We start from the raw sequence: 24,792 nt of genomic DNA on the forward strand, positions 1-24,792 counted from the left end.
TCTCCTAGTAGCGGCCGGTCAGGGTGAGGCCGAAGGTGCGCGGCTCACCGAGAATGGCGATGTAGGGCGTGTTGGCCGAGGCGTTCCCGAAGGCCGCTGCGTATTTCTTATCGAAGAGGTTCCGCGCCCAGACGTTGGCCGACCAATGCCCGTTCGCCGACTTCAGGCCGAGGCCCGCATGGGTCAGACCATAGGCGTCTTGGCGACCGTACTGCGAAAGCGCGTGCTGGAAGGTCGACGACCGCCAGGTCTGGTTCGCGTAGGCGAACAGCACCAGGTCGTCACGGATCGGCTCTTCATAGTTGACGCTGATCTGGCCGGTGAATTTCGGCGCGAACGGAACGTTTGTGCCCGACAGGTCCACGAAGGCCGGTGCGCCCGGATAGAGCAGTTCCTGGGGCGGCGGGGCGTTGCGGTAGGACTCGTACTTGGCCTCGGCGAAGGCCGCGCTGCCGGAAACGCGCAGGGCCGGCGTGATCTGGGCCTGGCCTTCCAGCTCCAGGCCCCGCAGCCGCACCTTGCCGACATTGGCGAGATAGGATCGCGGCACGGCGCCGGTCACCGTGGTCAGGGTCGCCTGATAGTCGGTGATGTCGTTCCAGTAGAGGTTGGCGTTGAGATAGGCGCGGCCATCGAGCCATGTGGTCTTGAGGCCGATCTCGTAGTCGATCGACTTCTCGGGCTGGATGATGACCGGATCGCCCGGCCGGGCGCCGAGGTTGGCTGCACCGGATTTCTCGCCATAGCTGATCGAGGCGTAGGCCAGGATGTCGTCGGTGAGCTTGTAGGCCGGGTTGATCAGCCAGGAGACCGCGCCGCTCTCCTTCTCGCCTTCGACATAGAAGGGCTGGCCGGCCACCGCCGCGCGATAGGCGGCCAGGCTCGCCAGCGGGCCGGTGAGGGGAACTCCGCCGAAGGAGAGGCCGCGGTTCGAGGCCTCGCGCTTCTCCCATGTGTAGCGGAGGCCGGCGGTCAGGCTGGCCCGGTCGTCGAAACGCCATGTCCCCTGGCCGAAGATCGCCACGCTGGTGGTCTCGGCCTTGCCGACCTGATTGGTCTCTAGCCCGTCGAGAATGAGGGAGGGGAGGGCCGGCGACAGGAAGAAGGCGCTGGCGTCCTTGAAGAACAGGGTGCGGAAGTTGCTGCTCACCTCCTGCTTCAGCAGGAATACGCCCGCCTGATAGTCGAACTGCCCATTGGTCGGAGAAGCTAGGCGCAGCTCCTGGGAGTACTGATCGACGTCGACGTCGTAGCCGCCGCGGAAGATCGCATAGGGCGAGAGGTCCGAGTCGTTCTTCGGACGGAAATAGAGGCGCCGCCAGGCGGTGACCGAGGTCAGGGTGTGGCCGCCCAGCCGCCAGTCGAACTGGTTGGAGACGCCGTCGGTGCGCGAGACGATCTCTTCCTGGGTGTCCAGGTCGGCGTTGTGCCGGGTGTCGTAGCTGGGGAGGTAGCCGAAGGCCGTGCGCAGCTTGCGCTCCCAGCCGTTGCGCGCCGCGCCGTTGGCGAAGGTCGGCGGATCGCCGGCCGGCGGATAGAAGTTGTTGTATTCCTTGGTTTCGTAATGCTCGGCGATCAGGCGGTTGCTGAAGTCGCCGTTCTCGAACAGCAGCTGGCCGCGCAAGGCCCAGCGGTCGTTGCCGAGATAGTCCTGGCCATCGACCTTGTTGGTGATGAAGCCGCCGCCGACGTCGCGATAGATCGTCAGGCGTCCGGCGAGCTTGTCGCCGATCAGCGGACCGGAGACGTTGGCGCGGACCTGATAGCGCTCGTGGTTGGCGATGGTGGCGCTGACCTGGCCCTCGGGCGTGAACGATGGCCGCTTAGTGGTCACGACCAGGGCGCCGATGGTGGTGTTCTTGCCGAGCAGGGTGCCCTGCGGCCCACGGGCCAGTTCGACGCTTTCGAGATCCACGAAGTCGAGCCACGAGAAGCCGGGGTGGGTGAAGAAGACGTTGTCGACGATCAGGCCGACCCCGGCCTCGGACCCGTCGCTGTTGGCGTTGCCGCCGACCCCGCGGATCGTCAGGGTCGAGACGCGGGTGTTCTGTTGCAGAGCGTTGAAGTTGGCGATCTTGGCGGCGTAGTCGGCGACGCGGTCGAGGCGTTCCTCGGCGAGGGTCTGGCCGCCGATGGCCGAGACGGTGATCGGCACATCCTGCAGTTTTTCCGTGCGGCGGCGTACGGTGACGACGACCTCTTCCACCGACACGTCGTCATCGTCGGCATGCGCTGCGGGCGCCGCGCCCAGCAGGCTGGCCGCAGCGGCGGCCGACAGGAGCAATTTGGTTCTGAAGCTCAGTTTTGGCACAGCTATCCCCGCTCGGACGCCGCCCCGGTCGCCGTCCGCCGACTTGGTGTTTGTTGATCGATGGTCAGCGCCGTTCGGCGTCGTCTTGGGCCCTTGAGGACCGCGGTCGCATGGGCCGGCCGGGGCCGACCCATGCTCCGCTTGGTGGGACGTCAAAGGGGAGGAAGACGTCTTGCAATTATTCCTATGGGATAAATGGGAATTGAGTCGCCGCAGTTTTTCTGACGTCGCTTGAGCAGGTCCTAATCGTTGGAAAACCTAACAATCCAAACCAGGAAATCTGGCCTGTTGAGCCCCGCGCCGACTCTCCCTCAGGATGCGCCCCATTCTGAACAGCTTGGCGGACTAGTTCCCGCCTGATGTGGATTTCGCCGATGCGTCATGTGCTCGCGGCGGTGGTCGCCGCGGCGGTGTTTGTGCTGGGCGGAGCCGCTGAAGCTCAGAACTCTCCCGCCGCCCAGCGTGTACTGGACCGTGCGCGGACCGCCTCTGGCGGAGCGGCCGGCTGGAACATGCTGCGCGGGCTGCATGAGGTGGGCGACGAGGCCGGCGTGGCCTTCGAACGCTGGCTCGATCCGCTGCGCTATGGCCTTCGGCACGAGACGGCGACCGCCGCCGGCGGCAAGCTTGTGCAGGGCTACAACGGTGCGGCCGAGTGGCGGATTCTGTCCAGCGGCGCCGCCACCGGCTCGGACCAGGGCGAGCACGTCGCCAAGGTGCGCTCGGACGCCTTCTTCGGCGCCTATGGCTATTTCTATCCCAGCCGCTTCGACCTGCGCAGCTCGCACCTGGGCGTGCGTCCGCATGGCGGCCGTAGTTTCGACGTCCTTCGCGTGCAGCCGGCCGGCGGCCGTCCGCGCGAGCTGTGGTTCGACCGGCGCACCGGGCTGCTGGGCCGGATCGTCGAACCGGGCCAGGGAGGGCCGGGCGTGGCGACCGAGATCGACGATTATCGCAAGGTCGGGCCGGTGACGGCGCCCTTCCGCTTCGTGACGAGCGGACCTGGGCTGGACAAGCCGGTCGTGCGGACCCTGAAGAGCCTGGACTTCCGCCCGGCCGACCGCAGCCATTTCAGCCTGCCGCCGCCCCCGCCGCCTCCGCCGAAGGCGCAGCCGGCGCCGACCGCGCCGCCCACGGAGGCGGCGAAGCCGGCCCGTAAGCGTCGCTGATTTTTCGTTGAGGATCCGGCGGGGGCTGTCGGAAGTGATCTCGCAGGTTCGTCCTTGGAACAGACGTCGGGTCGGGTCCTGACGTCGGGGCCTCAATCTGCGGGCGGCGAGGCCGCCCGATCCAAGGACGACAACATGCAGAAGATCCACCCGTTCCTGTGGTTCGACGGCCAGGCCGAAGAGGCCGCCGAGCTCTATTGTTCGCTATTTCCCGACTCCAAGGTGCTTTCCGTCACGCGCTACCCGCCCGGCTCGCCCGGCGGCATGGCGGGCAAGGCCATGACGGTCGAGTTCGTTCTGTCGGGCCAGCGCTTCACGGCGCTGAACGGCGGGCCGAACTTCAAGTTCACCGAGGCGGTGTCGTTCGTGGTCGATTGCGAGGACCAGACCGAGGTTGATCGCTACTGGACCGCCCTGACCGCCGACGGTGGCGCCGAGAGCCAGTGCGCGTGGCTCAAGGACCGCTTCGGCGTGTCCTGGCAGATCGTTCCCAAGGCGCTGCCGCGGTTGATGAGCGACCCCGATCCGGCCAGGTCCCAGCGGGTGGTCCAGGCCATGCTCAAGATGAGCAGGATCATCGTCGCCGACCTGGAGGCCGCCCACCGCGGTGAATCCACACCGGCCTAACTGACCAACTGTCCTCCTCTCCCCGCTGGGAGGGGAGGGCCTTACTCCGCCAGGGCGGCCGCCTCGGCGGCGCAGTCGCGCTTTGGCGTCTTGCCGGCCGCGCGAGCGGCGAGGATCTCCTCCCGGGCGGCGGCGAGGTCGGCCGTGAAGTCTGCGTTGCTTTGCAGCCGCGCCACGGTGGCCGCCCCCATCATCCGGCCTTCGTCGGTGTCGCTCAGCCAGTGGACATTGCAGACGACACGACTCTGGCCGAACGCCCGGCCGCGGGTCAGCACAGCGTCGGCTCGATCGGGGGCGGCTTGGGTCAAGATCAGCGCCCAAGCCCAGCCCAGCGCCGTGTGGCCCGACGGATAGGAGCCGTCCTTACGCAGTTCGGCTTCTTCTTGCGGCGTGCAGATCGGCGCCCCGTTCTGGGTGAAAGGCCGAGCTCGCTTGTAGAGGTTCTTGGTCGGATAGGTGGACAGGCCCGCGTCCACCAGGGTGCGGCGCAGCAGTACATAGAGCCGCGGCGTCGTCTGCTCGCTGACTTCCACGCCCAGGGCGCAGGAGAAGGTCTCGGCGGCCTTGGGGAACTTCAGTTCGGCGTCCTGGATGGCCAGGTTCCAGCGAGCGGATCCGCGCTGGGCGACAGCGGCCTTGGCGGCTTCCTCGTCGCGGGCCAGGGCGGCCGATCCCGCGGCGGGCGGCGGAGGGACCAGCGACAGGCTGTTGGGCGCGGTTCCGGCGGCCAGGTAGCCGGCGAGATACCCAGGCGCGATCTCCTTGACGGGCGCCGGCGCAACCTTGGCGACGGGCTTGTCGGACGGGGTCGTACCACAACCGGCGGCCAGCAGGGCGAGACCCAGGGCGGCGGCGCCCGTCGAAAATCTGAACATCCGTACGCTTTCCCTCACGATTCCTGTCGGGAACTTAGCGCGCTGACGTAGCGTTAAGGGAAGGGGTCCGGGGCGCGTATCCTCTTGGCCGCAGACTATGGTTGAACCTTTGCAAAGCCTCGGCATTCTTCACCCCATGGAGCGTCGGGCGGTCAGACTTCGCATCACCGGAATCGTGCAGGGGGTCGGCTATCGGTGGTGGGCCGAGCGTCAGGCGCAGGATCTCAGCCTCGACGGCTGGGTCCGCAACTGCCCCGACGGTTCGGTGGAACTGCTGGCCATCGGCGACGAAATCGCCTTGGAGCGCATGATCGACGCGTGTCGCGGCGGACCGCCGGACGCCACGGTCCAGCTGGTCCAGACCCTGGCGGCGGATGACGACGGCACGGTCGGCTTCGCCTCGCGGGCCTGAAATTCACGCAGCGGCCTGGACAGGAAGCTGATGGGGCAGGTGATGCTGGCCTTGCCCGACCAGCATCACCTGAACGACGGCGGTCCGATCGCTCTGACCAGCGGTATCATGGCTGACGAGCCGCTCCGGCAAGAGCGTCGACACGGCCGGCGCCGACCGCGTCGCCCGCGCCTATGTGCGCAGCATCGAAGACGGGGCGCGCGGTCAGGTGTTCAAGGTCTGGTAGCCGTCAGCGGCCTTTGAAGTCGGCCGGGCGCTTTTCCAGGAAGGAAGTCATGCCTTCCTTGAAGTCCTGCGTGCGGATGAGCTGCAGGAACTGCAGATAGACGTGGTGGACGTGGTCGTTGAACGTCTCCGACAGGCCCATCCGCATCAGGCGCTTGGCCGATTGCACAGCCAACGGTGCATTGTTCGCCATCTCCAGCGCGATCTGCCGGGTCTTGGCGGCCAGTTCGGCGTCGGGCACGACGTGATTGACCAGCCCAAGCTCCAGGCTTTCCTGGGCCGACAGCGTGCGGCCGGTGAAGATCAGCTCGGCCGCCTTGGCCCAACCCAGCAACCGCGGCAGGATCCAGGTGCCGCCGCTCTCCGGGACCACGCCGCGCTTGACGAAGGCGGCCGCCATCTTGGCGCTCTCGCCGGCGATGCGGATGTCGCAGCCCATGGCGGTGTCCATTCCGTAGCCGGCGGCCGAGCCGTTCAGGGCGCAGATGGTCGGCTTGTCCATGGCGAACAGCACGGTCGGCGGCGTGTTGCGCAGGTCGAGGTTCACAGACACGGCCTGCTGCTGCTTTTCCGACCCGATGCCCGAGCCCTGGGTGGCGTCGACCAGGTCGAGCCCGGCGCAAAAGGCGCGCCCGGTCCCGGTCAGCACCACGACCCGCACCGCCGGATCCTCGTTGGCCCGGACCAGCAGCTGGGTCAGCAGGTTCAGCATCGGCCCGGAAATGGTGTTCAGGCGCTCGGGCCGATTGAGAGTGAGGGTGGCGATCCCCTCGCTCACCTCGTAGAGGACTTCTTCGGATCTCGGGGTCGTTTCCACCGCCGCGCTCATCGTCGCTTCCCTTTATGGCGTAAATTAATCTGGCCAGACTATGCCCGGCCCCGGCGGGCGGCAAGCTTGGCGGACGGAGTTGAAGAGCATGGCGCAGGCGCCGCAGACCCTGACCTTCCGTTGTCCTCGTGAATTGGAGGGGCGTCTGCCGCCGCCGATTCCGGCGACCCAGGGCCTGCCCGCCTGGCTCAAGACCATGCCGAGTGAAGCCTACAGTTCCGTGGTCGCGGCATTGGACGACACGGTCAAGCGCTGCCCGCCGTTCGTCGACGCCCTGACGACCGGCTTCCTGATCCCGCTGATGTGCGACGTGCACGTCGAGCGCGGCGAGTTCAGCTGGGACTTCGAGGCGCCCGCCGCGGGCGGCGGCTGGCCCCGCTCGCCGATCGGCTTTCACGACGCGGCCCAGGCCGCCGGCACGCCCCTGTTCGACGACGACAGGTTCCTGATCAAGTTCCACAACGCCTGGACCGTCGAGACGCCGCCCGGCTACTCGCTGCTGTTCACCCACCCCTTCAACCGCTTTGACCTGCCGTTCACGACCCTGACCGGCATGGTGGACTGCGACCGCTATCACGACGCCTGGATTCACTTTCCGGCGCATTGGCGCGACGAGGGCTTCAGCGGCGTCCTGCCAGCCGGCACGCCGGTCGCCCAGTGCGTGCCGGTCAAGCGCGAAGCCTGGAGCCTGAGCGTCGGGGGCCAGTCCGACGAGGCCGACCGACGTTCGCGCGAGCTGTTGGAGGAGATGGGCCGCGAAAAGGGCGTCTACCGTCGGCGGTTCCGAGCTTAGGCGCCGAGAAACCTGCGCGCCGCGCTGGGGCGCAGGAAGAAGCGCCCGCGCGGGGCGGCGGCCAGGGCGGAGATCACGGGCCCGGTCATGCGTTCGACGCCGCCGACGGCCGCCCGCAGCGCCGCTTCGCCGGCCTGACGCTCGCCTGCCTCAAGCAGGCTGCGGCCGAGGCCGAGAGCGGCTGCGAAGTCTCCCGGACGCAGAGCCAAGGCGCGGCGATAAAGATCGGCGGCGGCCGCGTGCTCGCCAGACAGGCTCGCAACCTTGGCGAGCCCGACCACGGCGTCCTGCCGGTTGGGCGCGGCGGCGTGGACGGCGGCGAACTGCGCCTGGGCCGCGCCCCGGTCGTCGACCTGGAGATATAGATACCCGACGGCGATCCGCAGTCCGTCTGCGGCGGGGACGAGGGCGAGGCCGTCCTCGAGCACCGCAATCCCCTCGCGCGGCCGACCTGCCGCGGCGAGCGCCTGGCCGAGGTCGAGAAACGCCAGTGGGTAGGCCGGGCGCCGGATGATCGCGCGGCGCAGGGCGGCGAGGGCTTCGTCTGCCTGCCCGCCGGCCGCCAGGGCCCTGGCCAGCAAGGTTTCGATCGCCGGATCGGCCAGTCGGCGCGAGAGAGCGCGCAGCGGTTCGATCGCCTCTGAGCCGCGATCCTGCATCAACAGCGCGCTCGCCAGGGTCTGGCCCGCAAGGCTGTTCTTCCGGTCGGCTTTCAGCACTGCCGCGGCCAGGGCCTCCGCCTCTTGCGGACGGCCGGCGCGCAAGGCGTGGCCGGCCAGCTCCAGCGCCTCTGCGGGCGTGCGCGGCCGTCGGCTGGCGATGTCGGGCGCAGGCGGCATGGGTGTGCTCGGGCGCCTCGGGGAGGCGAGGCGGCTTGCACTTAAGGTTGTGCGCCCCGCGCCGTCAAGACGCTCGCGACCGGGCCGTCCAGAGGAGCCACAGGCCCGCGACCAGGGCGAGCTGGGAGGCCGCGGAGATCACCGCCCCGAGGGCCAGGCCGATCTCGATGATGGCGGTGTTGCAGGCGGCGGTCCCGCAGTTCAGCAGCGCCACTTGGGCGGCGATCGCGAGGGCGCCGGCCAGGGCGAGCGCCGCGCCCGCCGCCGCGCGCCCTGGCGAGAAGCGATACGACGGGGGCGCGGCGGGTGGCGACGCGCCGGAGGTTGCGCGCCGCAGGGCCAGAAGCCGACGCCGCATGGACGAAGGGGGATTCGGAAGCGCCATCGGGACCTCCTGGCCGCTCGCAGGAGAATGCGCTCCTGTCGGACGCTGGCCTTGACGAAGATCAAACGCGCAGGAGCGAGCTAGGCTGCGGTCGCGATACGCGGGCGCTGACAGGGACTTCCTCCCCCGGGCCCGCGGCCGGGGGAGGAAGCCAGGCGGGGAGGAAACAGATCAGTAGGTCTTGGTCAGTTCGACCAGCTGGTCGAGGCAGAGGCCCCAGCCTTCACGGAAGCCCATCTGTTCGTGAGCCTGCTTGTCTTCAACCGTCCAGTGGCGGGCGGTGGCGGTGTAGCGGGTCTTACCGCCGCCCAGGTCTTCGAAGGTGACAGTCCCGACGAAGAACGGCTTGGCCGAGGGCGTCCAGGCGCTGTCGAAGGCGTCGGTGAAGACGATCTTCTTGCCCGGCACGACATCCAGATAGACGCCGCGGTTCGGATATTCGTTTCCGTCCGGATCCTTCATGACGACGTAGCTGGAGCCGCCCGGGCGCACGTCGGTCTCGGCGACAGGCACGGTGAAGGGCTTGGGGGCGAACCACTGCTTCATCAGCTCCGGCTCGGTCCAGCCGCGGAACAGCTTGTCGGCGGGGGCGTCGACGATGCGGGTCAGGACCAGTTCGCGGTCGTCGTCGTCGGCGGCGGCGGTGTGGCTGTCGGTGGCGCTCATGTCGTGTCTCCAATGATCCGATCTCGCCCTAGGACGGGCGACACGGGCGAAATCCGACATGGCCTGCCAGGATTTTTCGCCGCGAATGCGAGCGGGCGACGATCATCAACCAACAAGCTGCTGAAAGTTCGATGGAAAGCTTCGTCCTCATGCGACGGAAACGCGAGTTTCGGCGTTGTCTGACGGCGCCATCATGACCACATCTCCCCGCATCTCCTCGGAGCGACCATGGCCTCTCGAATTCCCCGCGCCGCCTGCACCCTGGGCCTGCTCGTGCTCGGCGCCTGTCAGACGGCGTCGCAGGCCGACGCCGGCTTCATGAACGGTTACGAGCGTCTCGAACCGCGCAAGAAGACCCTGCGCGCCGCCGTGCGCGAGCGGCGCGACGAGGCCGCGGCCGCCGCAATCGAACAGGTGTTCATCCAGCCAGCGGCGGCCGTGGGCGGGGCCGGCGCGGCCCTGGCCGAGCCCGACCGCCGGGCGGTGCTGCGCGAGGTCGACCGGCAGGTCTGTTACGAGCTGAGCGAGAGGTTCACAGTGCTCGGCGCGCCTGACGAGAGAGCGGCGATAGTGCGGGTCGGGGTGACGCGCATCGCGCCCACAGGACGCTTCGGAGCCGCTGCGTCGGCCGCCGCCAATTACTTCATCCCGGGGCCGGTCGGCGTGCGCGCGCCCGGTACGACCGGAGGGCTGGCGGCCGAGGCCGAATTGCTGGCGCCCGGTGGAAACCAGGTCGCCGCCATGGTTTGGGCCCGCGACGCCCAGGTGGTCGGCACCGACGACCCCTCGCTGTCGCGGGTAGGCGACGCCTTGCAGCTGGCCGAGCCGTTCGGCGATGCGGTGGGCGAAGCCTTCGCGCCCAAGGACCGCAAGCCGCGGAAGATCGCCAAACCCGATCCGTGCGCCGCGTTCGGCCCACGCACCAACCCCGGCGGCTTCGTCGCCGGCGCGATCACCGGCCTCTACGTGCCCGAGCTGAGCGGCGCGGGGGGCGACAAGGCGACGCCGGAGGCGAAGCGCTAGCCGTTCTCGACGCAGGCCATCAGGATCGCGGCGATCCGCGATTGGGCCTCGCGGCCGGTCCGGCGATCGCGCAGGGCCTGTGCGACCAGGTGATGGCCCACCGCCTCCAGCTCGCCCGGCAGCGCCGGATTGGCCGCCAGCCGCTCTGGCGCGAGGCGGGCGACAAAGGCGGCGATGAGGTCGCTCATCCGCTGTTCCGCCCCGGCCAGTTCTTCCTTCACCAGCGGGCCGAGCCGCGCCTCGGCTTGGGCCAGGGCTTCGTGCAGCCGCGGGGCGGCCAGGTAGTGTTCGAAAGCCGCGCCGGCCATGCCGGCGAGGCCTTCGCAAATGTCCTCGGCCTGGGTCAGGATCGTCTCGACCTGCCCACGCAGCTGCGCCTCGGCGCGGATGGCCAGCTTGGTGAGGATCACGTCCCGGTTGGGAAAGTACTGGTAGAGCGAGCCGATACTGACGCCGGCGCGCTCGGCCACGCGGTTGGTGGTGAACGCCGCGGCGCCCTCGGTCTCGATTACCTGTGCGGCGGCTTGCAGGATCGTATCGACGAGCGCCGCGGAGCGCGCCTGCAAGGGCCGCTTGCGGAGACTGAGGTCGGGCGACGAGGCGGACGATGGCTGCACCTGCGCAGGGTGCGGTGCGATTGTGACGCGAAGGTGGAGGTTCAGCCCCGCGCCGGCTGCTGGGCGAACCACGGTTCGAGCCGCGCGATGGCCTCCTTTATCTCCGGGGTGGAGACGGCGAAAGACATGCGGATGAAATGCTTGCCCTCGACCGGATCGAAGTCGACGCCGGGCGCCGTGGCCACGCCGGTATCCTGCAGCAGCCCCTGGCAGAAGGCTAGGCTGTCTTCGGTCAGGTGGCCGATGTCGGCGTAGATGTAGAAGGCTCCGTCCGGCGGGGCGATTGCAGTCAGGCCGAGCCGCGGCAGGGCCTCCAGCAGCAAGGCGCGGTTGGCGCGATAGACCTCGACGTGGCTTTCCAGCTCCTCGTGGGCGTCCATGGCCGCGAGGGCCGCGTGCTGGGCGAGGGAGGGCGGGGTCAGGAACAGCGCGCCCATATAGGCGATGGCGGCCTTCACATGGTGCGGCGGCGACAGCAGCCAGCCCAGCCGCCAGCCGGCCATGCTGAAGTACTTCGAGAACGAGTTCACCACGAAGGCGTTCGGCTCGAACTCCAGGATCGAGTGCGCGGGCTCGACGTAGCTGAGGCCGTGATAGATCTCATCCGAGACGATCTTGATCCCCCGCTCGCGGCAGACCTTGGCGATGGCTTCCAGCTCGGCCTTCGGGATGATGGTGCCGGTGGGGTTGGCGGGGCTGGCGATGATCACGCCCGCGGGGGCCGGCTCGATGGCGGCGATGCGCTGGGCGGAGAGCTGGAAGCGCTCGTTCGCGCCACAGGCCAGCTCGATCGGTTCGATGTGCAGGGCCTTCAGGGTGTTACGGTAGGCGACATAGCCGGGCCGGGCCAGGGCCACGCGGTCGCCGGGCGCGAACGCCGAGGATAGCGCCAGAACCAGGGCCGGCGAGGCGCCGCAGGTCAGGGTGATCTGGTTCGGCGCGACCTCGACCCCATACTTCTCTTTGTAGTGGCGGGCGATCCGCGCTTTCAGCGGCGCGCTTTCCCAATAGCCCATCGGGTCTGTGTCGAGCACCTGGTGCGCGGCGTCGATCGCCGCCTTCGGCGCCCCGGTCGAAGGCTGACCGAACTCCATATGGATGATCGAGCGGCCCTCGCTCTTCAGGCGATGGGCCAGACCGCTGACCGAGATGGCGTGGAACGGGTCGATGCGCAGAGACATGGCCGTCCAAGTGGCGCAAGGGCGCAGGCAAATCAAGGATGAGCCGCCGCCGCGAACCACGGCTATGCTGCCTGCAACGATAATGGAGAGGAATGGCGATGGCGGCGACATCTCGACGGGGCTTCCTGGCCGGCGTGGCCGCGAGCGGCGTGGCGAGTTCGGCCGCCGCCGCGCAGGGCGAGACCAGCGTCTATTTCGGCGGGCCAATCCTGACCATGGAGGACGGCCGGCCGCGGGCCGAGGCGGTGACGGTGCGCGGCGGCCGGATCATTGCGGTCGGAACCAGGGACGAGGCGCTGGCCGCGGCAGGCGCCAAGGCGCGCAGGGTCGATCTCCAGGGGCGGACGATGCTGCCCGGCTTCGTCGACGCGCACGGGCACGTCTCGTTCGTCGGGCTGCAGGCCATGTCCGCCAACCTCCTGCCGGCGCCGGATGGGGAGGGAAACTCGATCGCCGACCTGCAGCGGATCGCTCGTCAGTGGTTGGCCGCCAACAAGACATTTGTCGATCGCTACGGCGTGCTGATCGGCTTCGGCTACGACGACTCCCAGGTGCGCGAGCAGCGCCATCCGACTCGGACTGACCTCGATGCGATCTCGACGGACATCCCGATCCTGTTCATCCACCAGTCCGGCCATCTGGGCGCGGCCAACAGCAAGGCCTTGGCCGCGGCGGGCGTCACCGCGCAGACGCCCGATCCGGAGGGCGGCGTCTTCCGGCGCGAGACGGGCGGACGCCAACCGAATGGAGTGATGGAGGAAACCGCCTTCATGGCGGTGATGGGCAAGATGCTCGCCCGCCTGGATCTGGAGGCCAGCCTCGCCATGATCGGCGCTGGCGTGAAGCTCTATTCCCGCTTCGGCTACACCACCTGCCAGGACGGCAAGTCGAGCGTGATGGGGGTGAAGGCTTTGCAACTCGCCGCCGCCAAGGGGCTGCTGGCGGCCGACGTGGTGTCCTATCCCGACGTGCTGACCGCGACCGAGGTCGTGAAGCCGCCGCTGCTGTCGCGCGCCTATTCGAACCGGTTCCGGGTGGGCGGGGTGAAGCTCTCGATCGACGGCTCGCCCCAAGGCAAGACCGCCTGGCTGTCGCAGCCCTATTTCATTCCCCCAGAGGGACAGGGAGCGGCCTACGCCGGCTATCCTGCCGTGCCCGTCGACCAGTGCCTGGCGGCCATCGACAAGGCCTATGCGAACAACTGGCAGATCCTGGTCCACGCCAATGGCGACGCGGCCATAGACGTGCTGATCGCGGGGGTGCGCGAGGCGGCGCGCAAGCATGGCGGAGGCGATCGCCGCCCGGTGCTGATCCATGGCCAGACCGCGCGGGAGGATCAGCTCGACGCCCTGAAGGCGCTGGGGATCATCCCCTCGTTCTTCCCGATGCACACCTTCTATTGGGGCGACTGGCACCGGGACTCGGTGCTGGGGCCTGTGCGGGCGGACCACATCTCGCCCTGCGGCTCGGCCTGGCGAAGGGGCATGATCTTCACGACGCACCACGATGCGCCCGTGGCGAACCCGGACTCCATGCGGGTGCTGTCGGCGACGGTGACGCGGCGCACCCGCTCGGGCGACATCCTGGGGCCGAACGAACGCGTGCCGGTCGAGGTGGCGCTGAAGGCCATGACCCTGTGGGCCGCCTACCAACACTTCGAGGAAGCGACGAAGGGTTCGATCGCGGTGGGCAAGCTGGCCGATTTTGCGTTCCTCGACGCCGATCCGACCGCGGTCGCCCCTGACCGGCTCGCGTCGGTCAAGGTGGTCGAAACCCTCAAGGAAGGCGCGACGATCTGGCGGGCCTAAAGCTCCAGAACGCCTTCGTTGTCGGCCGCGCGGCGGCGCGGACCGCGATAGTCCGGCGCCTGGCGACGGCGGCGGTCAGGACCGAAGAAGTCGGGCGCGTCGATATAGGGCCGCGGCCGCATGATCACCGCCTCCAACCGCAGCAGGATGTTGCGGGCGGTCACGGGCTTGGCGAGGAACTCGTTCACCCCGCGATCGCGCGCGGCGCTTAGGCGCATCATGTCGGAATGGCCGGTCAGCATGATGATCGGCGTCAATCTGGTCTCCGGGCCGAGCGCGCGTGTGCGGGCGATGAAGTCGAGGCCGTTCATCACCGGCATCTCGTAGTCCACGTACGCGACGTCGATGTCGTAGCGGGCCAGCGAGTCGAGGCCGGTCCGCCCGTCTGCGGCATAGTAGAGACGTCCCACGCCGGCCGCGGACAGCACGGTTCCGATGATGGTGCGCATCTGCTCGTTGTCGTCGACCACGAGGATCGACAGCGCTCGTAGACCCTCGGTCACGGCTGGGCTTCCCTGAGTACTTTGTTCTTATTCGAGCGACTTCAAGCGGTTAGGTCGCCCGTGTGCACGCGATCGCGCCGTCCTGGAGCCCGCAAGCGCCACCGGGGACAACCGCCAGGGGGCGTGGGCTCGCCCATCAGGCGAATCATAGTGAAGCTTGATGCCGCTTGACCTCGCCCGGTTCAAGCGCGAAGCCGACCCAAACGGTTGGGGATGTGAATGGCGACGAACTCTGAGGCGCCCTCGGCGCGGCGGATCCTGGGCGCGAGCCTGGTGGGCACTGCGGTCGAGTTCTACGACTTTTACATCTATGCGACCGCCGCCTCTCTGGTGTTCGGCCCGCTGTTCTTTCCCGCCGCCTCGCCGGCCATGCAACTCCTGTCGTCCTATGCGACCATGGCCGTGGCCTTCTTCGCCCGCCCCTTGGGCGCGATCGTCTTTGGCCACTACGGCGACCGGATCGGGCGCAAGTCGACCCTGGTGGCCTCGCTGCTGCTGATGGGCGGGTCGACGGTCGCCATCGCCTTCCTGCCGTCCTACGAGCAGGCTGGCTGGCTTGCGCCGGTGCTGCTTTGCCTGCTGCGCTTCGGCCAGGGCTTCGGCCTGGGCGGGGAGTGGGGCGGGGCGGCGCTGCTGGCGGTCGAGAACGCCCCGCCCGGCTGGCGCGCCCGCTACGGAATGTTCCCGCAACTCGGCGCGCCGGTCGGCTTCATCGCCGCCAACGGCCTCTTCCTCATCCTCGGCGTTCTGCTCACCCCCGAACAGTTCCAGGCCTGGGGCTGGCGCATTCCGTTCCTGGGCAGCGTGCTGCTGGTCGGCGTCGGCCTCTGGGTGCGGCTGCGCATCACCGAGACCCCGGCCTTCGCCAAGGCGCTTGAGCACGAGAAGCCGTCGGACGTGCCGCTGGCCGAACTCTTCAAGCGTCACTTCCTGCCGACGCTGGCCGGGACGTTCGCGGTGGTGGCCTGCTTTGCGGTCTTCTACATCGCCACCGCCTTCGCCCTCGGTTATGGCACGACCGTTCAGGGCCACAGCCGCGAGACCTTCCTGGGCGTGCAGCTGGGCGCGATCGGCTTCATGGCCTTGGGCATCGTGCTGGCTGGCTACTGGTCCGACGCGACCAATCCGCGCCGGGTGCTGATGGCCGGCTGCTTCATGGCCGTGGCGGTCGGGGCGCTGATGGCGCCGATGATGGGGACGGGCTCGCTGCTGGGCGCCTGGGGCTTCCTGTCGTTGGCCCTGTTGACCATGGGCTTCGTCTACGGCCCGCTCGGCGCGTTCCTGCCGGGCCTGTTCCCGGCGCGGGTCCGCTACACCGGCGCCTCGATGAGCTTCAATGTCGGCGGCATCATCGGCGGCGGCCTCACCCCGGTCGTCGCCCAGGCCCTGGCGACCAACGGCGGCGGCCTGCCGGCGGTCGGGATCTACCTGGCGGCCGCCGCGGCGATCAGCCTGGTGGCCCTGCTGCCGCTGAAGCAGCAGCAGGCCTAGACGCCCCGAGCGACATCCCGACCGGGACCCACTCGCGCTTGTGATCCGTCGGAGGGACGAGGCCGAGCCGTGTCCTGATCGGTCTGGTGCTCAGGGCGTCAGGTCCTGCTTCGCAAAGCGGGAAGACACGCGTCGGGGAAGCCTCAGAGGCTACCAGTGGTTCTCGACCTCCTCGGCGAAGCCAATCAGGTCGCGGACTTGCAGCACGGTCCCGTCGTCGAGCGTCGCCGTCCCTGAGAAGCGGCCGAACACCTGGTGCTGCAGGCTGCTGATGGCGCCGAGCGCAAACTGGGCGTGGCGGTCGACGATCGGCTCGAAAATCATTTCGAAACGGCCGTCCGACGAGGTGAAGCGCCAGGGGCCGCTATCGTGCGCGCCGGGCGGCAGATGGAAGGTCAGCTCCGCCAGCTTGTGCGCCTTGCCGTCGAAGAACAGCATGTTCTCTGAGGCCGCCGAGGTGTCGCCGAACCCATAGCCGATGTTGAAGCCGAACGGCTTGCCGTCCACCAGGCCGGAGGCCGAGCCCCAGTACCAGGTGTTGTCGTAGGTCCAGACCCCGCGGCCCCAGTCGAGCACGGCGAAGGCGCTCTCCGGCGCGAAGTCGTAGTCTTGCCCCGCGTAGGCGATGGTCCCTTTCGCCGGCATGCAGTTGATTTTCTGATTGTAATAGAAGGCCTTGTCGTTCTCGGCGAACGGGGTGGCGATGACCATGCGGTCCATCGGCGGTTGGTCGAGCCGGATCTGGCCCGAGAGGCCGCGGCCTTTGTCGAAGCGCGGCGCGTCGATGGTCAGGCGCCGCCCGCCGGCCTCATGACGGAAGGCGAGCGCAAAGCCGTCGTGCTCGAAGACAAGGTCGCCGACGTCGGCGCTGGGCGGCAGCTCCATCGTCCCGTGCGGAGCGGGCAGGGCGACGCCGCCGTTGACGAAAGTGCGCGCCCGGAAGTCCATCCACGAGGAGCCGAGAAAGCCCATGTGGCCGTTGTCGGCGATGGTCAGGGCCAGGCCGAAGTCGGGGGTGAGGATCGCGTAGTAGTCCCACTCCTTGATCGCCGGATCGTCATGCGCAACGCCAACGGCGGTGCGGGCGTAGCGGCGGACCTCGTGCGTCGCCCAGCCGCGTTCCACGAGGCGCCCCTGCGCGTCGAGTAACTCGCCCGAGCCCATCTTCATCTGCATGTCGCCTCCCTTGGCTCGCGCGCTGCTTAGGGCATGACGCCGGGGCAGCGGAAGCGCAAGAAACGCAAAGTCGGCCGCCTGGCCGCATGGTATATCGACGGTATGTCGGTGCAGACGGTTCTGATGACCGGGTCGGTGGAGGTGGTGGATTACCGGTGCGAGGCCGGACCCGCCGCCATGCCCTATGCCGAAGAGCACGCGGCCACCTCGATCTCCTATGTGCGGTCCGGCGGCTTTGGTTACCGGCTGGGCTCCAGGGCCTTCGAGATGGTGGCCGGCAGCGCGGTCGTCGGGCGCGCGGGCGACGACTACGTCTGCACCCACGACCACCAGTGCGGCGACGCCTGCTTGTGCTTCCGCCTGTCCCCCGAATTGGTCGAGGCGCTAGGCGGCGGGGCTGAGGTGTGGCGCACCGGCGCGGTCCCGCCGACTCCGGAGCTGGCGGTGCTGGGCGAACTGGCCCAGGCCGCCGCTGGGGGCCACAGCGAGGTCGGGCTGGATGAGGCGGGCATGCTCTATGCCGGGCGCTTTGTCAGCCTGGTGACCGGCAAGCGACACGCGCCGCCCGATGCGGCCGGTCGCGACCGCCGCCGGGCTGTTGAGGCTGCGCTCTATATCGATGACCATGCCGACCAGCCGATCGATCTGGAGAGCGCCGCTCGGCGCTCTGGCCTCAGCCCGTTCCACTTTCTGCGCCTGTTCGCCAAGGTGATCGGGGTGACGCCGCACCAATACCTGCTTCGCGCACGGGTTCGGCGCGCGGCGCGAATGCTGGCTGGCGACGAACGGCCAGTGACCGACGTCGCCTATGACAGCGGCTTCGGCGACCTGTCTAACTTCGTGCGCACCTTCCGCCGGGCCGCGGGCGTGTCGCCGCGGGCGTTCCGTAAAGCTGCGAGGGGCGAGCGCAATATCCTCCAAGTCCGCGACGGCGAGGCCGCCTAAGCCTTCGTCTCCAGATCAAGGAGACGAGCATGTACGATCATGTCGGACTGAAAGCGGCGGATATCGCGGCGAGCGCGGCGTTCTATGCCGCGGCCCTGGCCCCGCTGGGCCATGTGAAGAGCTATGAGGACGCCGAGGGCGCCGGCTTCGGGCCGCGGGGCGCACCGGCTCTCTGGCTGCATCGCGACACCGACGGGACTGGGCCGCGGCCGCACGTCGCCTTCGCTGCGGCGACGCGGGCGGCGGTCGACGCCTTCCACGCCGCGGGCTTGGCGGCAGGCGGCCGCGACAACGGCGGGCCCGGCCTGCGCGTCGACTATGGCGCGAACTACTACGCCGCCTTCCTTTTCGACCCGGACGGGACCAACGTCGAGGCGGTCTGCCTGGCGGAGCAAGGCTGATGGCTTCGGTTCAACGCGAGGCCGCCCTGGCGCTCCCGGCGCCGAAGGTTTGGGCCGCGCTGCGGGAGGTCAGCCAACCGCATCGGCTGTTCGCAGGGGTCCTGACCGCCAGCCGGCTGGAGGGCGACGTGCGGACGGTCACCTTCGCCAACGGCATGATCGCCAAGGAGAGGATCATCGACGTCGATGATGCGCGCATGCGCGTCGCCTACAGCGTGATCGAGGGACCGTTCACCTATCACGGCGCCTCGATGCAGGTGGTGGCCAACGGGCCGGCGGCCTGCCGCGTGATCTGGATCACTGACTTCCTTCCCGGCGACCTGGAAAGCCTCGTCGCGCCGCTGATGGAGGCTGGCTGCTGGGCCATGAAGCGGAACCTGGAGGTCGCCCTCGCGCCGGGCGGATAGGTCACGATTGACCGAAGGCGGCGGTGGGCGTATCGATATTGCGAGTCATTCGCAAATATGAACCAGAGTGGAGCGCCCCATGAGACCCGGACCTCAAGCCGCCTCGGTGCTGCGGATCGGGCCGCCTGGCTTGTCGCTGGGCGAGCAGCTCGTCCTCGCTGGCCTGCGGACCTGGGCCCGCGCGCGGATGGCGGGCGACGAGCCGCGCTGCCTGATCCGCCCGGGCCTGATGCATGTCGCCTCCAAGCCGGTCGCGTCCGTCTTCACCGCCATGATGGAGCACATCGAGCGAGACGCCTCGCGGGCCATGGAGATTCATTGCGTGGCCTGCGCCGGCTATTCGGAGGACGAGCAGCGGGTGGTGCTGGCGTGCGGGGTGGCGCGCGCCTCGCTGGGCGCGGCCTTCGACCTGCTGCGGCCGCTGGTCAATGCGCCCGAAGCGCCGGTGCTGCTGGCCCGCACCCTGAACGTCGCACTCGGGAACGCAGGCTATCCGCTGCCGGTGCGGCTGTGGGATGACGAGGCTCTGCTCGTTCCGGCCACGATCCATTAGGCTTGCCGGCTCTAGACGTGCGGTGAGCGCGTAGGAGCAAGGCGATGGACGACCAGGACGACGAACTCGGCTTTGACGGGGGCGGCTACGACGTCGACGACTGGACGCGGCTGAAGCCGTTCGTCGGCGCCTTGGCCACGCTCGACGACGTGCAGCGGCGCGTGGCGATCTTTGCGCTGGGCGACACCCACGGCGGACGGCCGATCGAGATGGAGATGCCTCAGCCGGTGATCTGGTGGGACGACGATGGCGAGGTGGCGGCCGTAGCCGTACAGGCCGAGGCGCACCAGACCGAAGATGGCGAGATCATGGAAGTCCTCGGCCTAATCCTGCCGGATGGCGGCGGGGCGGTGGCCTTGCTGGAGGACGTCGACCTGGTCGACGACAGCGACCCGATCTGGCGCAAGCTCGTCGCCGAGGCGATCGGCGATGAGACCGGCGAAGATGACGAGGAAGATTAGGCGCTGGCCAGAACGCTCTGGAACAGCAGGGCCCCGTCGGCCGAGCCGAGCTCGGCCTCGAACGCGCGGTCCGGGTGCGGCATGATGCCGAGCACGTTGCCGTGCTTGTTGATGACGCCGGCGATGTTGCGCGACGAGCCGTTCGGGTTGTCGAGGTAGCGGAAGACCACCTGGCCCTCGCCCTCGATCCGGTCGAGGGTTTCTTCGTCGGCGAAGAAGTTGCCCTCGCCGTTGCCGACGGTCATCTCGACTTCCCGGCGGCCCTGATAGGCGGCGGTGAAGCGGGTCTGGGAGTTGGTGACTTCCAGCGCCACAGGCTTGCAGACGTATTTGAGCTTCTCGTTCCGCAGCAGCGCGCCAGGCAGCATTTTCGACTCGGTCAGCACCTGGAAGCCGTTGCAGATGCCGACGACGGCGACGCCGCGGTCGGCGGCGGCGCGGACCTCGGTCATCACCGGGGCCAGCGAGGCCATGGCCGCGCAGCGGAGATAGTCGCCGTATGAGAAGCCGCCCGGCAGCACGATCAGGTCCAGGCCCTGGGGCAGGGAGGTCTCGGCGTGCCAGATCATGTCGACCTTGGCTCCGGTGGAGCGTTCGACGGCGACCTTGCAGTCGCGATCACAGTTGGAACCGGGGAAGACGATGACGGCGGCTTTCATGGACGCGGCTCCTATCAGGCTTCGCTCTAAATGTCGCTAGGGCGCCGCGCCGCAAGGGGCGATTGCGCCCTCTAGGCCTTGGCCAGCAGCGCCTTGGCGGCGGTGGGCTTGAGCCGCAGCTCCGGAAACTCGGCGAACGCCAGGTCGGAGACGCCGAAATATTCCTTCTGGTTGGCGGCGCACCAGTCGGTCGTGACGATGCGCACGGGCCCCGGTCCGTGGAGCCGAACGGTCTTGGCATAGAGGAAGTCGCCGTTGCGCTGGTCGAAGGGGGTGGGCCGATCCTGGTTCGCGCGTTTGAGGAACCCGGCGAGGCGTTCGCGCGAGGTTTCGGCGACCATCAGCTTGCCCTCGAAGCGCACGATGGCGTCGAAGGCGTAGCGCGAGACCGGCCCCGCGGGCAGGCCGGTCCCAAGCGTGGTGTGGCCGATGAAGCCGGCGTCGGCGTCGGCCGCCTTCGCCATGGCGGCGGCCACCGCGCGGCCGGTGTCGCCGAGCGACAGGGCGCTGGGCGAGACGCCGAGGAGCGCTTTTTCCTCGTCCTTCACCGACTGCGCGAGCACGTTGGCGATCAGGTCCGCGATGCGGGGAGAGGGCGCGCCGTTCAGCGCGACGGGCTTGGAGGCGGCCCGGGCCGAGCCGTCTGCATAGAGGGTCACGACTGTGAAGGCGTTGCTCCACGAGCCGGTGTGCACATAGAGATTGCCGCCCTGCTGGTGCTGGAAGAGCAGGTGGTTGTGGCCCCCGACCATCGGCACGCCGCGCGGAAGCAGGGGCAGGATCTCGCGGTCGGCGGTCACGCCGGCATGGCTCATGACCATGGCGAGGTCCGCACCCGCCAGCTCATTGGCCAGATGCGTGCGCGCCCACTCGCCGGGAACCGGGATGTTCAGTCTGGGCCGGCTGGCGGCCGGATAGGTGTTGAGCGAGTTGGTCGCCACGCCCACCACTTTCAGGGCGCGGGCCCCGAACTTCACGACCGCCGACGGGGCCGCGAACGGTGCGCCCGTGCGGGCGTCGACGATGTTGCTGACGACGGTGACGCCCAGACCCCGCAGGCGGGCGACAACGTCGGCGAGGTCCGGGGTGATGTCGTTGTCGTGGTTGCCGAGGTTGACCACAGTCGGCGCGATCTTTGCGGCCTCGCCCAGGAAAGCCCAGTCGATCGCTCCGCCCGAGCGGGTAGCCGCCACGTTGCCGTGCTCGAAGATGTCGCCGTCGATGGCGATCACGTGCGGGATGGGCGCGCTCGCGACCTCCGCTTCCAGCGCCGCGAGCAGCTGGCCGGTGCGCTCGTACGCCGAATGCAGGTCGGACATGGCGAGCACCCGCCCGACGATCGGCGAGGACAGGGCGGTCAGCAGGGGAGCAGCGGCGGTCGCGGCCGCTCCGCGGAGGAGTCTGCGCCGGTCGGGAAGATCGGGAGGATAGGGCACAGCGCCTGATTTCATCATTTCGACAGCCGGGCAACGTCCTCCTGATGCTGCAATGCGTGATTGGGGTCACGTTGGGAAAAATTCACAAGCTGAACGTTGTTTTGTATTGGCGTCATTGTGCGCTGCAACGTACGGCGGCGCCGTTATTTGGTCCTCGGGGATAAACTGAATGTCTCGTCGTTTCGGCGCGCTGGCCTGCACGGTCAGCGGCCTGGCTCTTCTCGTTTCCACGCCCGCGCTGTCGCAGACCGCTGACGCCTCCGACGCGGCCTTTACGGTCGAAGACGTGGTGGTCACCGCCCAGCGCCGCAGCGAGAACATCCGTGACGTTCCGTTCGCGGTCAGCGCGGTGAACCAGGAGACAATGGCTGAGGTGGCTGCCGGCGGCGCCGACATCCTGTCGATGACCGCCCGCGTGCCGAGCCTCCAGGTCGAGAGCTCCAACGGCCGTTATGCGCCACGCTTCTATATCCGCGGCCTCGGCAATGTGGACTTCGACTTCAACGCCTCGCAGCCGGTCTCGATCGTGCTCGACGATGTGGTGCTCGAGAACGTCTTCCTGAAGGGCTTCCCGCTGTTCGACGTCCAGCAGGTGGAAGTGCTGCGTGGGCCGCAAGGCACCCTGTTCGGTCGCAACACCCCCGCTGGCGTGATCAAGATCGACAGTGTCAAGCCGGGCAATGAGTTCGGCGGCTTCGGCTCGCTCGCAGTCGGCAACCTGGGCGCGGTGCGCGCCGAGACCGGCGTGACCATCCCGCTGAGCGACACTCTGCAGGTGCGCGTCGCCGGTCTGTGGAACCATCGGGACGACTGGGTCGACAACATGTACGACGCGCCGTTCGTCGACCGAAACGGCAAGGACCTGGGCAACTTCGACGACAAGGCGGGACGCGTCCACGTCGCATGGCAGCCCACGGACCGCCTCTCGGCCCTGTTGACCCTGCAGGCCCGCGACTACAACGGCACCGGCACGATGAACCGCGCCAATGTGCTGACCAAGGGCTCCAACGAGCTGAATGGCAATTTCGACCGTGAACGCGTCTATTACGACGGCGGCCGCAACAACTTCCAGAAGCAGAAGACCCGTTCGGGCTCGTTGCAGGTGGCCTACGACTTCGGTCCGGCGACCCTGACCGGCGTGGTCGGTCGCTACTGGGGCGCCTCGGCGGGCGACGGCGATATCGACGGCGGTGTGGCGTCGGCCCCGGCCGGCGCGTCCTACAAGACGCCGTTCAACTCCGAGACCGGTACGCTGGACAGCGACCTGCGCCAGGACACCTACGAGTTGCGCCTGGCCTCCAATGGCGACGGCCGCTTCGGCTGGCAGGTCGGCGCCTTCTACTGGGACGAGCGTTTCAACTTGATCTCGGCGACGTTCAACGGCGTCGGCGGTTTGCAGCCCACCATCGTCACCGACATCGTGCAGGAGTCGGACTCCTGGTCGGTGTTCGGCCAGGGCAACTACCAGGTGACCGACGCCCTGAAGCTGACGGCCGGCCTGCGCTATACCGACGACGCCCGGGATTTCCGCGGCCGCCGCGTGCTGGGCGCCCCACTGGACGTCACCAAGAACGTCGGCGACGAGCAGGTGAGCTGGGATGTCAGCGCCCTCTACGAGCTGAACAGCGACTGGAACCTGTTCGCCCGCGTGGCCAAGGGCTATCGCGGTCCGTCGATCCAAGGGCGGATCGCCACCTCGAACGTCGTGACCACGGCCAACTCGGAAACGGTCATGTCCTATGAAGCCGGCTTCAAGGCCCGCCTCTGGGAAGGCCGAGCGCGCCTGAACGCGACCGCCTATTACTACGAGGTCACCGACCCGCAGTTCACGGCGATCGGCGGCGAGGGCAACTTCAACCAGCTGATCAACGCCGACAAGGGCGAGGGCTACGGCCTGGAACTCGACGGCGACGTCTATCTGGGCGCCGGCTTCAACCTGGCTGGCGGCTTCGCCTGGAACCACACCGAGATTAAGGACAAGGACCTGCTGGTCGCCTTCTGCGGCGCGGGCTGCACCGTCACCGACCCGATCGTGAACATCGGGACGACCCGGCGGGCGAACATCGACGGCAACCCGTTCCCGCAGGCGCCGGAATACACCGCCAACATCACGCTGAGCTGGGAGCACACCCTGGCCAACGGCGCCGAACTGTTCGCCTCCACCGACTGGGTGCTGCAGAAGAACTTCAACCTGTTCCTCTATGAGTCGGTCGAGTTCATGCAGGACACCTCGTTCGAAGGCGGCGCCCGCGCCGGCTGGCGCGCGCCGGAACTGGGCCTCGAGGCTGCGGTCTATGTCCGCAACATCACCGACGAGGAGAACGTCATCGGCGCCATCGACTTCAACAACCTGACGGCCTTCGTCAACGAGCCGCGGACCTTCGGGATCCAGCTCACGAAGCGCTTCTAGGATCTTGACGGCCAAGGCCGGGCCGCAAGGCCCGGCCGATCCAGTCCCCGGCGCGCGACCCGCGACCGGGGACAGGTTTTATGTAGGCCGGGGGTCAGGCGCACCTGTCGAGCACCGGAGGCGGCGCAGCTTGGGCGTCAGGCGCGGGATAGAGCTCTCGGAAGGTGAAGGCCTGGGGGCCGGGCCCCTTCCGGCGCAGCAGGGCCAACCGCCCGACCGCCTCGGCCACCGTCGGCTCGTGGCCGGCGGGAACCCACCAGAGGGCCATGAAGACGTCCATCGGTTCGAACCATTCGGCCCGCCGCCGCATGATCTCCACGTGGCCCGAGCGGTAGACGAAGGCGCCCAGCGCGGCCGGGCTTTCCCAGACCGACATGTTGGTGATGATCAGCGGGTCGTCGAACGCGACAAGGTCGGTGGCGTCGTTGCCCTCGCCGGTGAGCCGCCAGACGAAGCCGGGCGAGGCCTCGGCCAGGGTGTTGACGCGGTCGAGATTGTTCTTGAAGTCGGCCGTCTCCGGCGCGTCGATCGGCGCCTTCAGCTTGCCGACGTTGATCTGGGCGAGGTGGTAGCCGCTCATCCGCAATGCC

Annotated in this window: 26 protein-coding genes; 13 read left to right on the forward strand and 13 right to left on the reverse strand. The window is 68.4% G+C overall.

Annotation, left to right across the window (positions count from 1 at the left end):
* Positions 1 to 4 precede the first annotated feature (4 nt).
* Complete coding sequence (locus ACE3T2_RS01340) at positions 5 to 2,284, reverse strand: TonB-dependent receptor (protein WP_374653885.1); 2,280 nt, start codon at positions 2,282 to 2,284, stop codon at positions 5 to 7.
* 401 nt (positions 2,285 to 2,685) lie between these two features.
* Between ACE3T2_RS01340 and ACE3T2_RS01345 the strand changes: the two genes are divergently transcribed.
* Together ACE3T2_RS01345 and ACE3T2_RS01350 are read left to right on the forward strand one after the other, a co-directional pair.
* Positions 2,686 to 3,480: a hypothetical protein gene (locus ACE3T2_RS01345; protein ID WP_374653887.1), complete on the forward strand. Its 795-nt coding sequence runs from the start codon at positions 2,686 to 2,688 to the stop codon at positions 3,478 to 3,480.
* 135 nt (positions 3,481 to 3,615) lie between these two features.
* A complete protein-coding gene (locus tag ACE3T2_RS01350) occupies positions 3,616 to 4,107 on the forward strand; it encodes a VOC family protein (protein WP_374653889.1) in 492 nt (163 codons plus the stop codon).
* A 41-nt stretch (positions 4,108 to 4,148) separates the two neighbouring features.
* On the opposite strand, the gene ACE3T2_RS01355 is transcribed toward ACE3T2_RS01350, so the two are convergent.
* Positions 4,149 to 4,982: a phosphatase PAP2 family protein gene (locus ACE3T2_RS01355; RefSeq protein WP_374653891.1), complete on the reverse strand. Its 834-nt coding sequence runs from the start codon at positions 4,980 to 4,982 to the stop codon at positions 4,149 to 4,151.
* A gap of 136 nt (positions 4,983 to 5,118) precedes the next feature.
* On the opposite strand from ACE3T2_RS01355, the gene ACE3T2_RS01360 reads away from it, so the two are divergent.
* Positions 5,119 to 5,394: an acylphosphatase gene (locus tag ACE3T2_RS01360; RefSeq protein WP_374653893.1), complete on the forward strand. Its 276-nt coding sequence runs from the start codon at positions 5,119 to 5,121 to the stop codon at positions 5,392 to 5,394.
* Positions 5,395 to 5,623: 229 nt separating this feature from the next.
* On the opposite strand, the gene ACE3T2_RS01365 is transcribed toward ACE3T2_RS01360, so the two are convergent.
* Positions 5,624 to 6,448, reverse strand: a complete 825-nt coding sequence (locus ACE3T2_RS01365; RefSeq protein WP_374653895.1) for an enoyl-CoA hydratase/isomerase family protein — start codon at positions 6,446 to 6,448, stop codon at positions 5,624 to 5,626.
* 88 nt (positions 6,449 to 6,536) lie between these two features.
* On the opposite strand from ACE3T2_RS01365, the gene ACE3T2_RS01370 reads away from it, so the two are divergent.
* Positions 6,537 to 7,241 carry a hypothetical protein gene (locus tag ACE3T2_RS01370; protein ID WP_374653897.1) on the forward strand — a complete coding sequence of 235 codons (705 nt, stop codon included), beginning with the start codon at positions 6,537 to 6,539 and terminating at the stop codon, positions 7,239 to 7,241.
* Here ACE3T2_RS01370 and ACE3T2_RS01375 read toward each other — a convergent pair.
* The 3 genes from ACE3T2_RS01375 to ACE3T2_RS01385 form a co-directional block, all read right to left on the reverse strand.
* Positions 7,238 to 8,080, reverse strand: a complete 843-nt coding sequence (locus ACE3T2_RS01375; protein ID WP_374653899.1) for a tetratricopeptide repeat protein — start codon at positions 8,078 to 8,080, stop codon at positions 7,238 to 7,240. The two genes, ACE3T2_RS01370 and ACE3T2_RS01375, sit on opposite strands and share 4 nt — an antisense overlap.
* Before the next feature lie 64 nt (positions 8,081 to 8,144).
* Positions 8,145 to 8,465, reverse strand: a complete 321-nt coding sequence (locus tag ACE3T2_RS01380) for a hypothetical protein (RefSeq protein WP_374653901.1) — start codon at positions 8,463 to 8,465, stop codon at positions 8,145 to 8,147.
* Positions 8,466 to 8,636: 171 nt separating this feature from the next.
* Entirely contained in the window at positions 8,637 to 9,131 is a 495-nt protein-coding gene (locus ACE3T2_RS01385; RefSeq protein WP_374653903.1) for an SRPBCC family protein, read from the reverse strand.
* Between the two features lie 228 nt (positions 9,132 to 9,359).
* On the opposite strand from ACE3T2_RS01385, the gene ACE3T2_RS01390 reads away from it, so the two are divergent.
* Positions 9,360 to 10,154 (forward strand): DUF3313 family protein, encoded by a 795-nt coding sequence (locus ACE3T2_RS01390; protein ID WP_374653905.1) that lies wholly within the window; start codon positions 9,360 to 9,362, stop codon positions 10,152 to 10,154.
* On the opposite strand, the gene ACE3T2_RS01395 is transcribed toward ACE3T2_RS01390, so the two are convergent.
* On the reverse strand, positions 10,151 to 10,720 hold the full coding sequence (locus tag ACE3T2_RS01395; RefSeq protein ID WP_374653907.1) for a TetR/AcrR family transcriptional regulator: 570 nt from the start codon (positions 10,718 to 10,720) through the stop codon (positions 10,151 to 10,153). The two genes, ACE3T2_RS01390 and ACE3T2_RS01395, sit on opposite strands and share 4 nt — an antisense overlap.
* A gap of 92 nt (positions 10,721 to 10,812) precedes the next feature.
* On the reverse strand, positions 10,813 to 11,952 hold the full coding sequence (locus ACE3T2_RS01400; protein ID WP_374653909.1) for a pyridoxal phosphate-dependent aminotransferase: 1,140 nt from the start codon (positions 11,950 to 11,952) through the stop codon (positions 10,813 to 10,815).
* 98 nt (positions 11,953 to 12,050) lie between these two features.
* On the opposite strand from ACE3T2_RS01400, the gene ACE3T2_RS01405 reads away from it, so the two are divergent.
* Complete coding sequence (locus ACE3T2_RS01405; RefSeq protein ID WP_374653911.1) at positions 12,051 to 13,760, forward strand: amidohydrolase; 1,710 nt, start codon at positions 12,051 to 12,053, stop codon at positions 13,758 to 13,760.
* Here ACE3T2_RS01405 and ACE3T2_RS01410 read toward each other — a convergent pair.
* Complete coding sequence (locus ACE3T2_RS01410) at positions 13,757 to 14,263, reverse strand: response regulator (RefSeq protein WP_374653913.1); 507 nt, start codon at positions 14,261 to 14,263, stop codon at positions 13,757 to 13,759. The genes ACE3T2_RS01405 and ACE3T2_RS01410 overlap by 4 nt on opposite strands.
* Positions 14,264 to 14,482: 219 nt before the next feature.
* Between ACE3T2_RS01410 and ACE3T2_RS01415 the strand changes: the two genes are divergently transcribed.
* Positions 14,483 to 15,754, forward strand: a complete 1,272-nt coding sequence (locus ACE3T2_RS01415) for an MFS transporter (RefSeq protein ID WP_374653915.1) — start codon at positions 14,483 to 14,485, stop codon at positions 15,752 to 15,754.
* Positions 15,755 to 15,904: 150 nt separating this feature from the next.
* Here the strand turns inward: ACE3T2_RS01415 and ACE3T2_RS01420 are convergent, their stop codons facing one another.
* Positions 15,905 to 16,930, reverse strand: coding sequence for a DUF2804 domain-containing protein (locus ACE3T2_RS01420; RefSeq protein ID WP_374653917.1), 1,026 nt, complete (start codon positions 16,928 to 16,930; stop codon positions 15,905 to 15,907).
* A gap of 123 nt (positions 16,931 to 17,053) precedes the next feature.
* On the opposite strand from ACE3T2_RS01420, the gene ACE3T2_RS01425 reads away from it, so the two are divergent.
* From ACE3T2_RS01425 to ACE3T2_RS01445, 5 genes are all read left to right on the forward strand, one after another.
* Positions 17,054 to 17,875: a helix-turn-helix domain-containing protein gene (locus ACE3T2_RS01425; RefSeq protein ID WP_374653919.1), complete on the forward strand. Its 822-nt coding sequence runs from the start codon at positions 17,054 to 17,056 to the stop codon at positions 17,873 to 17,875.
* A gap of 29 nt (positions 17,876 to 17,904) precedes the next feature.
* Positions 17,905 to 18,276 (forward strand): VOC family protein, encoded by a 372-nt coding sequence (locus ACE3T2_RS01430; protein WP_374653921.1) that lies wholly within the window; start codon positions 17,905 to 17,907, stop codon positions 18,274 to 18,276.
* Positions 18,276 to 18,683 (forward strand): SRPBCC family protein, encoded by a 408-nt coding sequence (locus tag ACE3T2_RS01435; protein WP_374653923.1) that lies wholly within the window; start codon positions 18,276 to 18,278, stop codon positions 18,681 to 18,683. Before ACE3T2_RS01430 ends, ACE3T2_RS01435 begins: the two co-directional genes overlap by 1 nt.
* Positions 18,684 to 18,762: 79 nt before the next feature.
* Entirely contained in the window at positions 18,763 to 19,236 is a 474-nt protein-coding gene (locus ACE3T2_RS01440) for a hypothetical protein (protein ID WP_374653925.1), read from the forward strand.
* 44 nt (positions 19,237 to 19,280) lie between these two features.
* On the forward strand, positions 19,281 to 19,697 hold the full coding sequence (locus tag ACE3T2_RS01445) for a hypothetical protein (protein WP_374653927.1): 417 nt from the start codon (positions 19,281 to 19,283) through the stop codon (positions 19,695 to 19,697).
* On the opposite strand, the gene purQ is transcribed toward ACE3T2_RS01445, so the two are convergent.
* On the reverse strand, positions 19,694 to 20,356 hold the full coding sequence (purQ, locus tag ACE3T2_RS01450) for a phosphoribosylformylglycinamidine synthase subunit PurQ (protein WP_374653929.1): 663 nt from the start codon (positions 20,354 to 20,356) through the stop codon (positions 19,694 to 19,696). The genes ACE3T2_RS01445 and purQ overlap by 4 nt on opposite strands.
* A 71-nt stretch (positions 20,357 to 20,427) precedes the next feature.
* Complete coding sequence (locus ACE3T2_RS01455; RefSeq protein ID WP_374653931.1) at positions 20,428 to 21,792, reverse strand: metallophosphoesterase; 1,365 nt, start codon at positions 21,790 to 21,792, stop codon at positions 20,428 to 20,430.
* A gap of 169 nt (positions 21,793 to 21,961) precedes the next feature.
* Between ACE3T2_RS01455 and ACE3T2_RS01460 the strand changes: the two genes are divergently transcribed.
* The gene (locus tag ACE3T2_RS01460; RefSeq protein ID WP_374653933.1) at positions 21,962 to 24,202 is read left to right on the forward strand and encodes a TonB-dependent receptor; all 2,241 of its coding nucleotides are present in this window, start codon (positions 21,962 to 21,964) and stop codon (positions 24,200 to 24,202) included.
* 94 nt (positions 24,203 to 24,296) lie between these two features.
* On the opposite strand, the gene ACE3T2_RS01465 is transcribed toward ACE3T2_RS01460, so the two are convergent.
* Positions 24,297 to 24,782 carry a DUF3291 domain-containing protein gene (locus ACE3T2_RS01465; RefSeq protein ID WP_374653935.1) on the reverse strand — a complete coding sequence of 162 codons (486 nt, stop codon included), beginning with the start codon at positions 24,780 to 24,782 and terminating at the stop codon, positions 24,297 to 24,299.
* Positions 24,783 to 24,792: the final 10 nt, after the last annotated feature.

The sequence above is a fragment of the Phenylobacterium sp. genome (genome assembly GCF_041919955.1).
GTDB lineage: Bacteria > Pseudomonadota > Alphaproteobacteria > Caulobacterales > Caulobacteraceae > Phenylobacterium.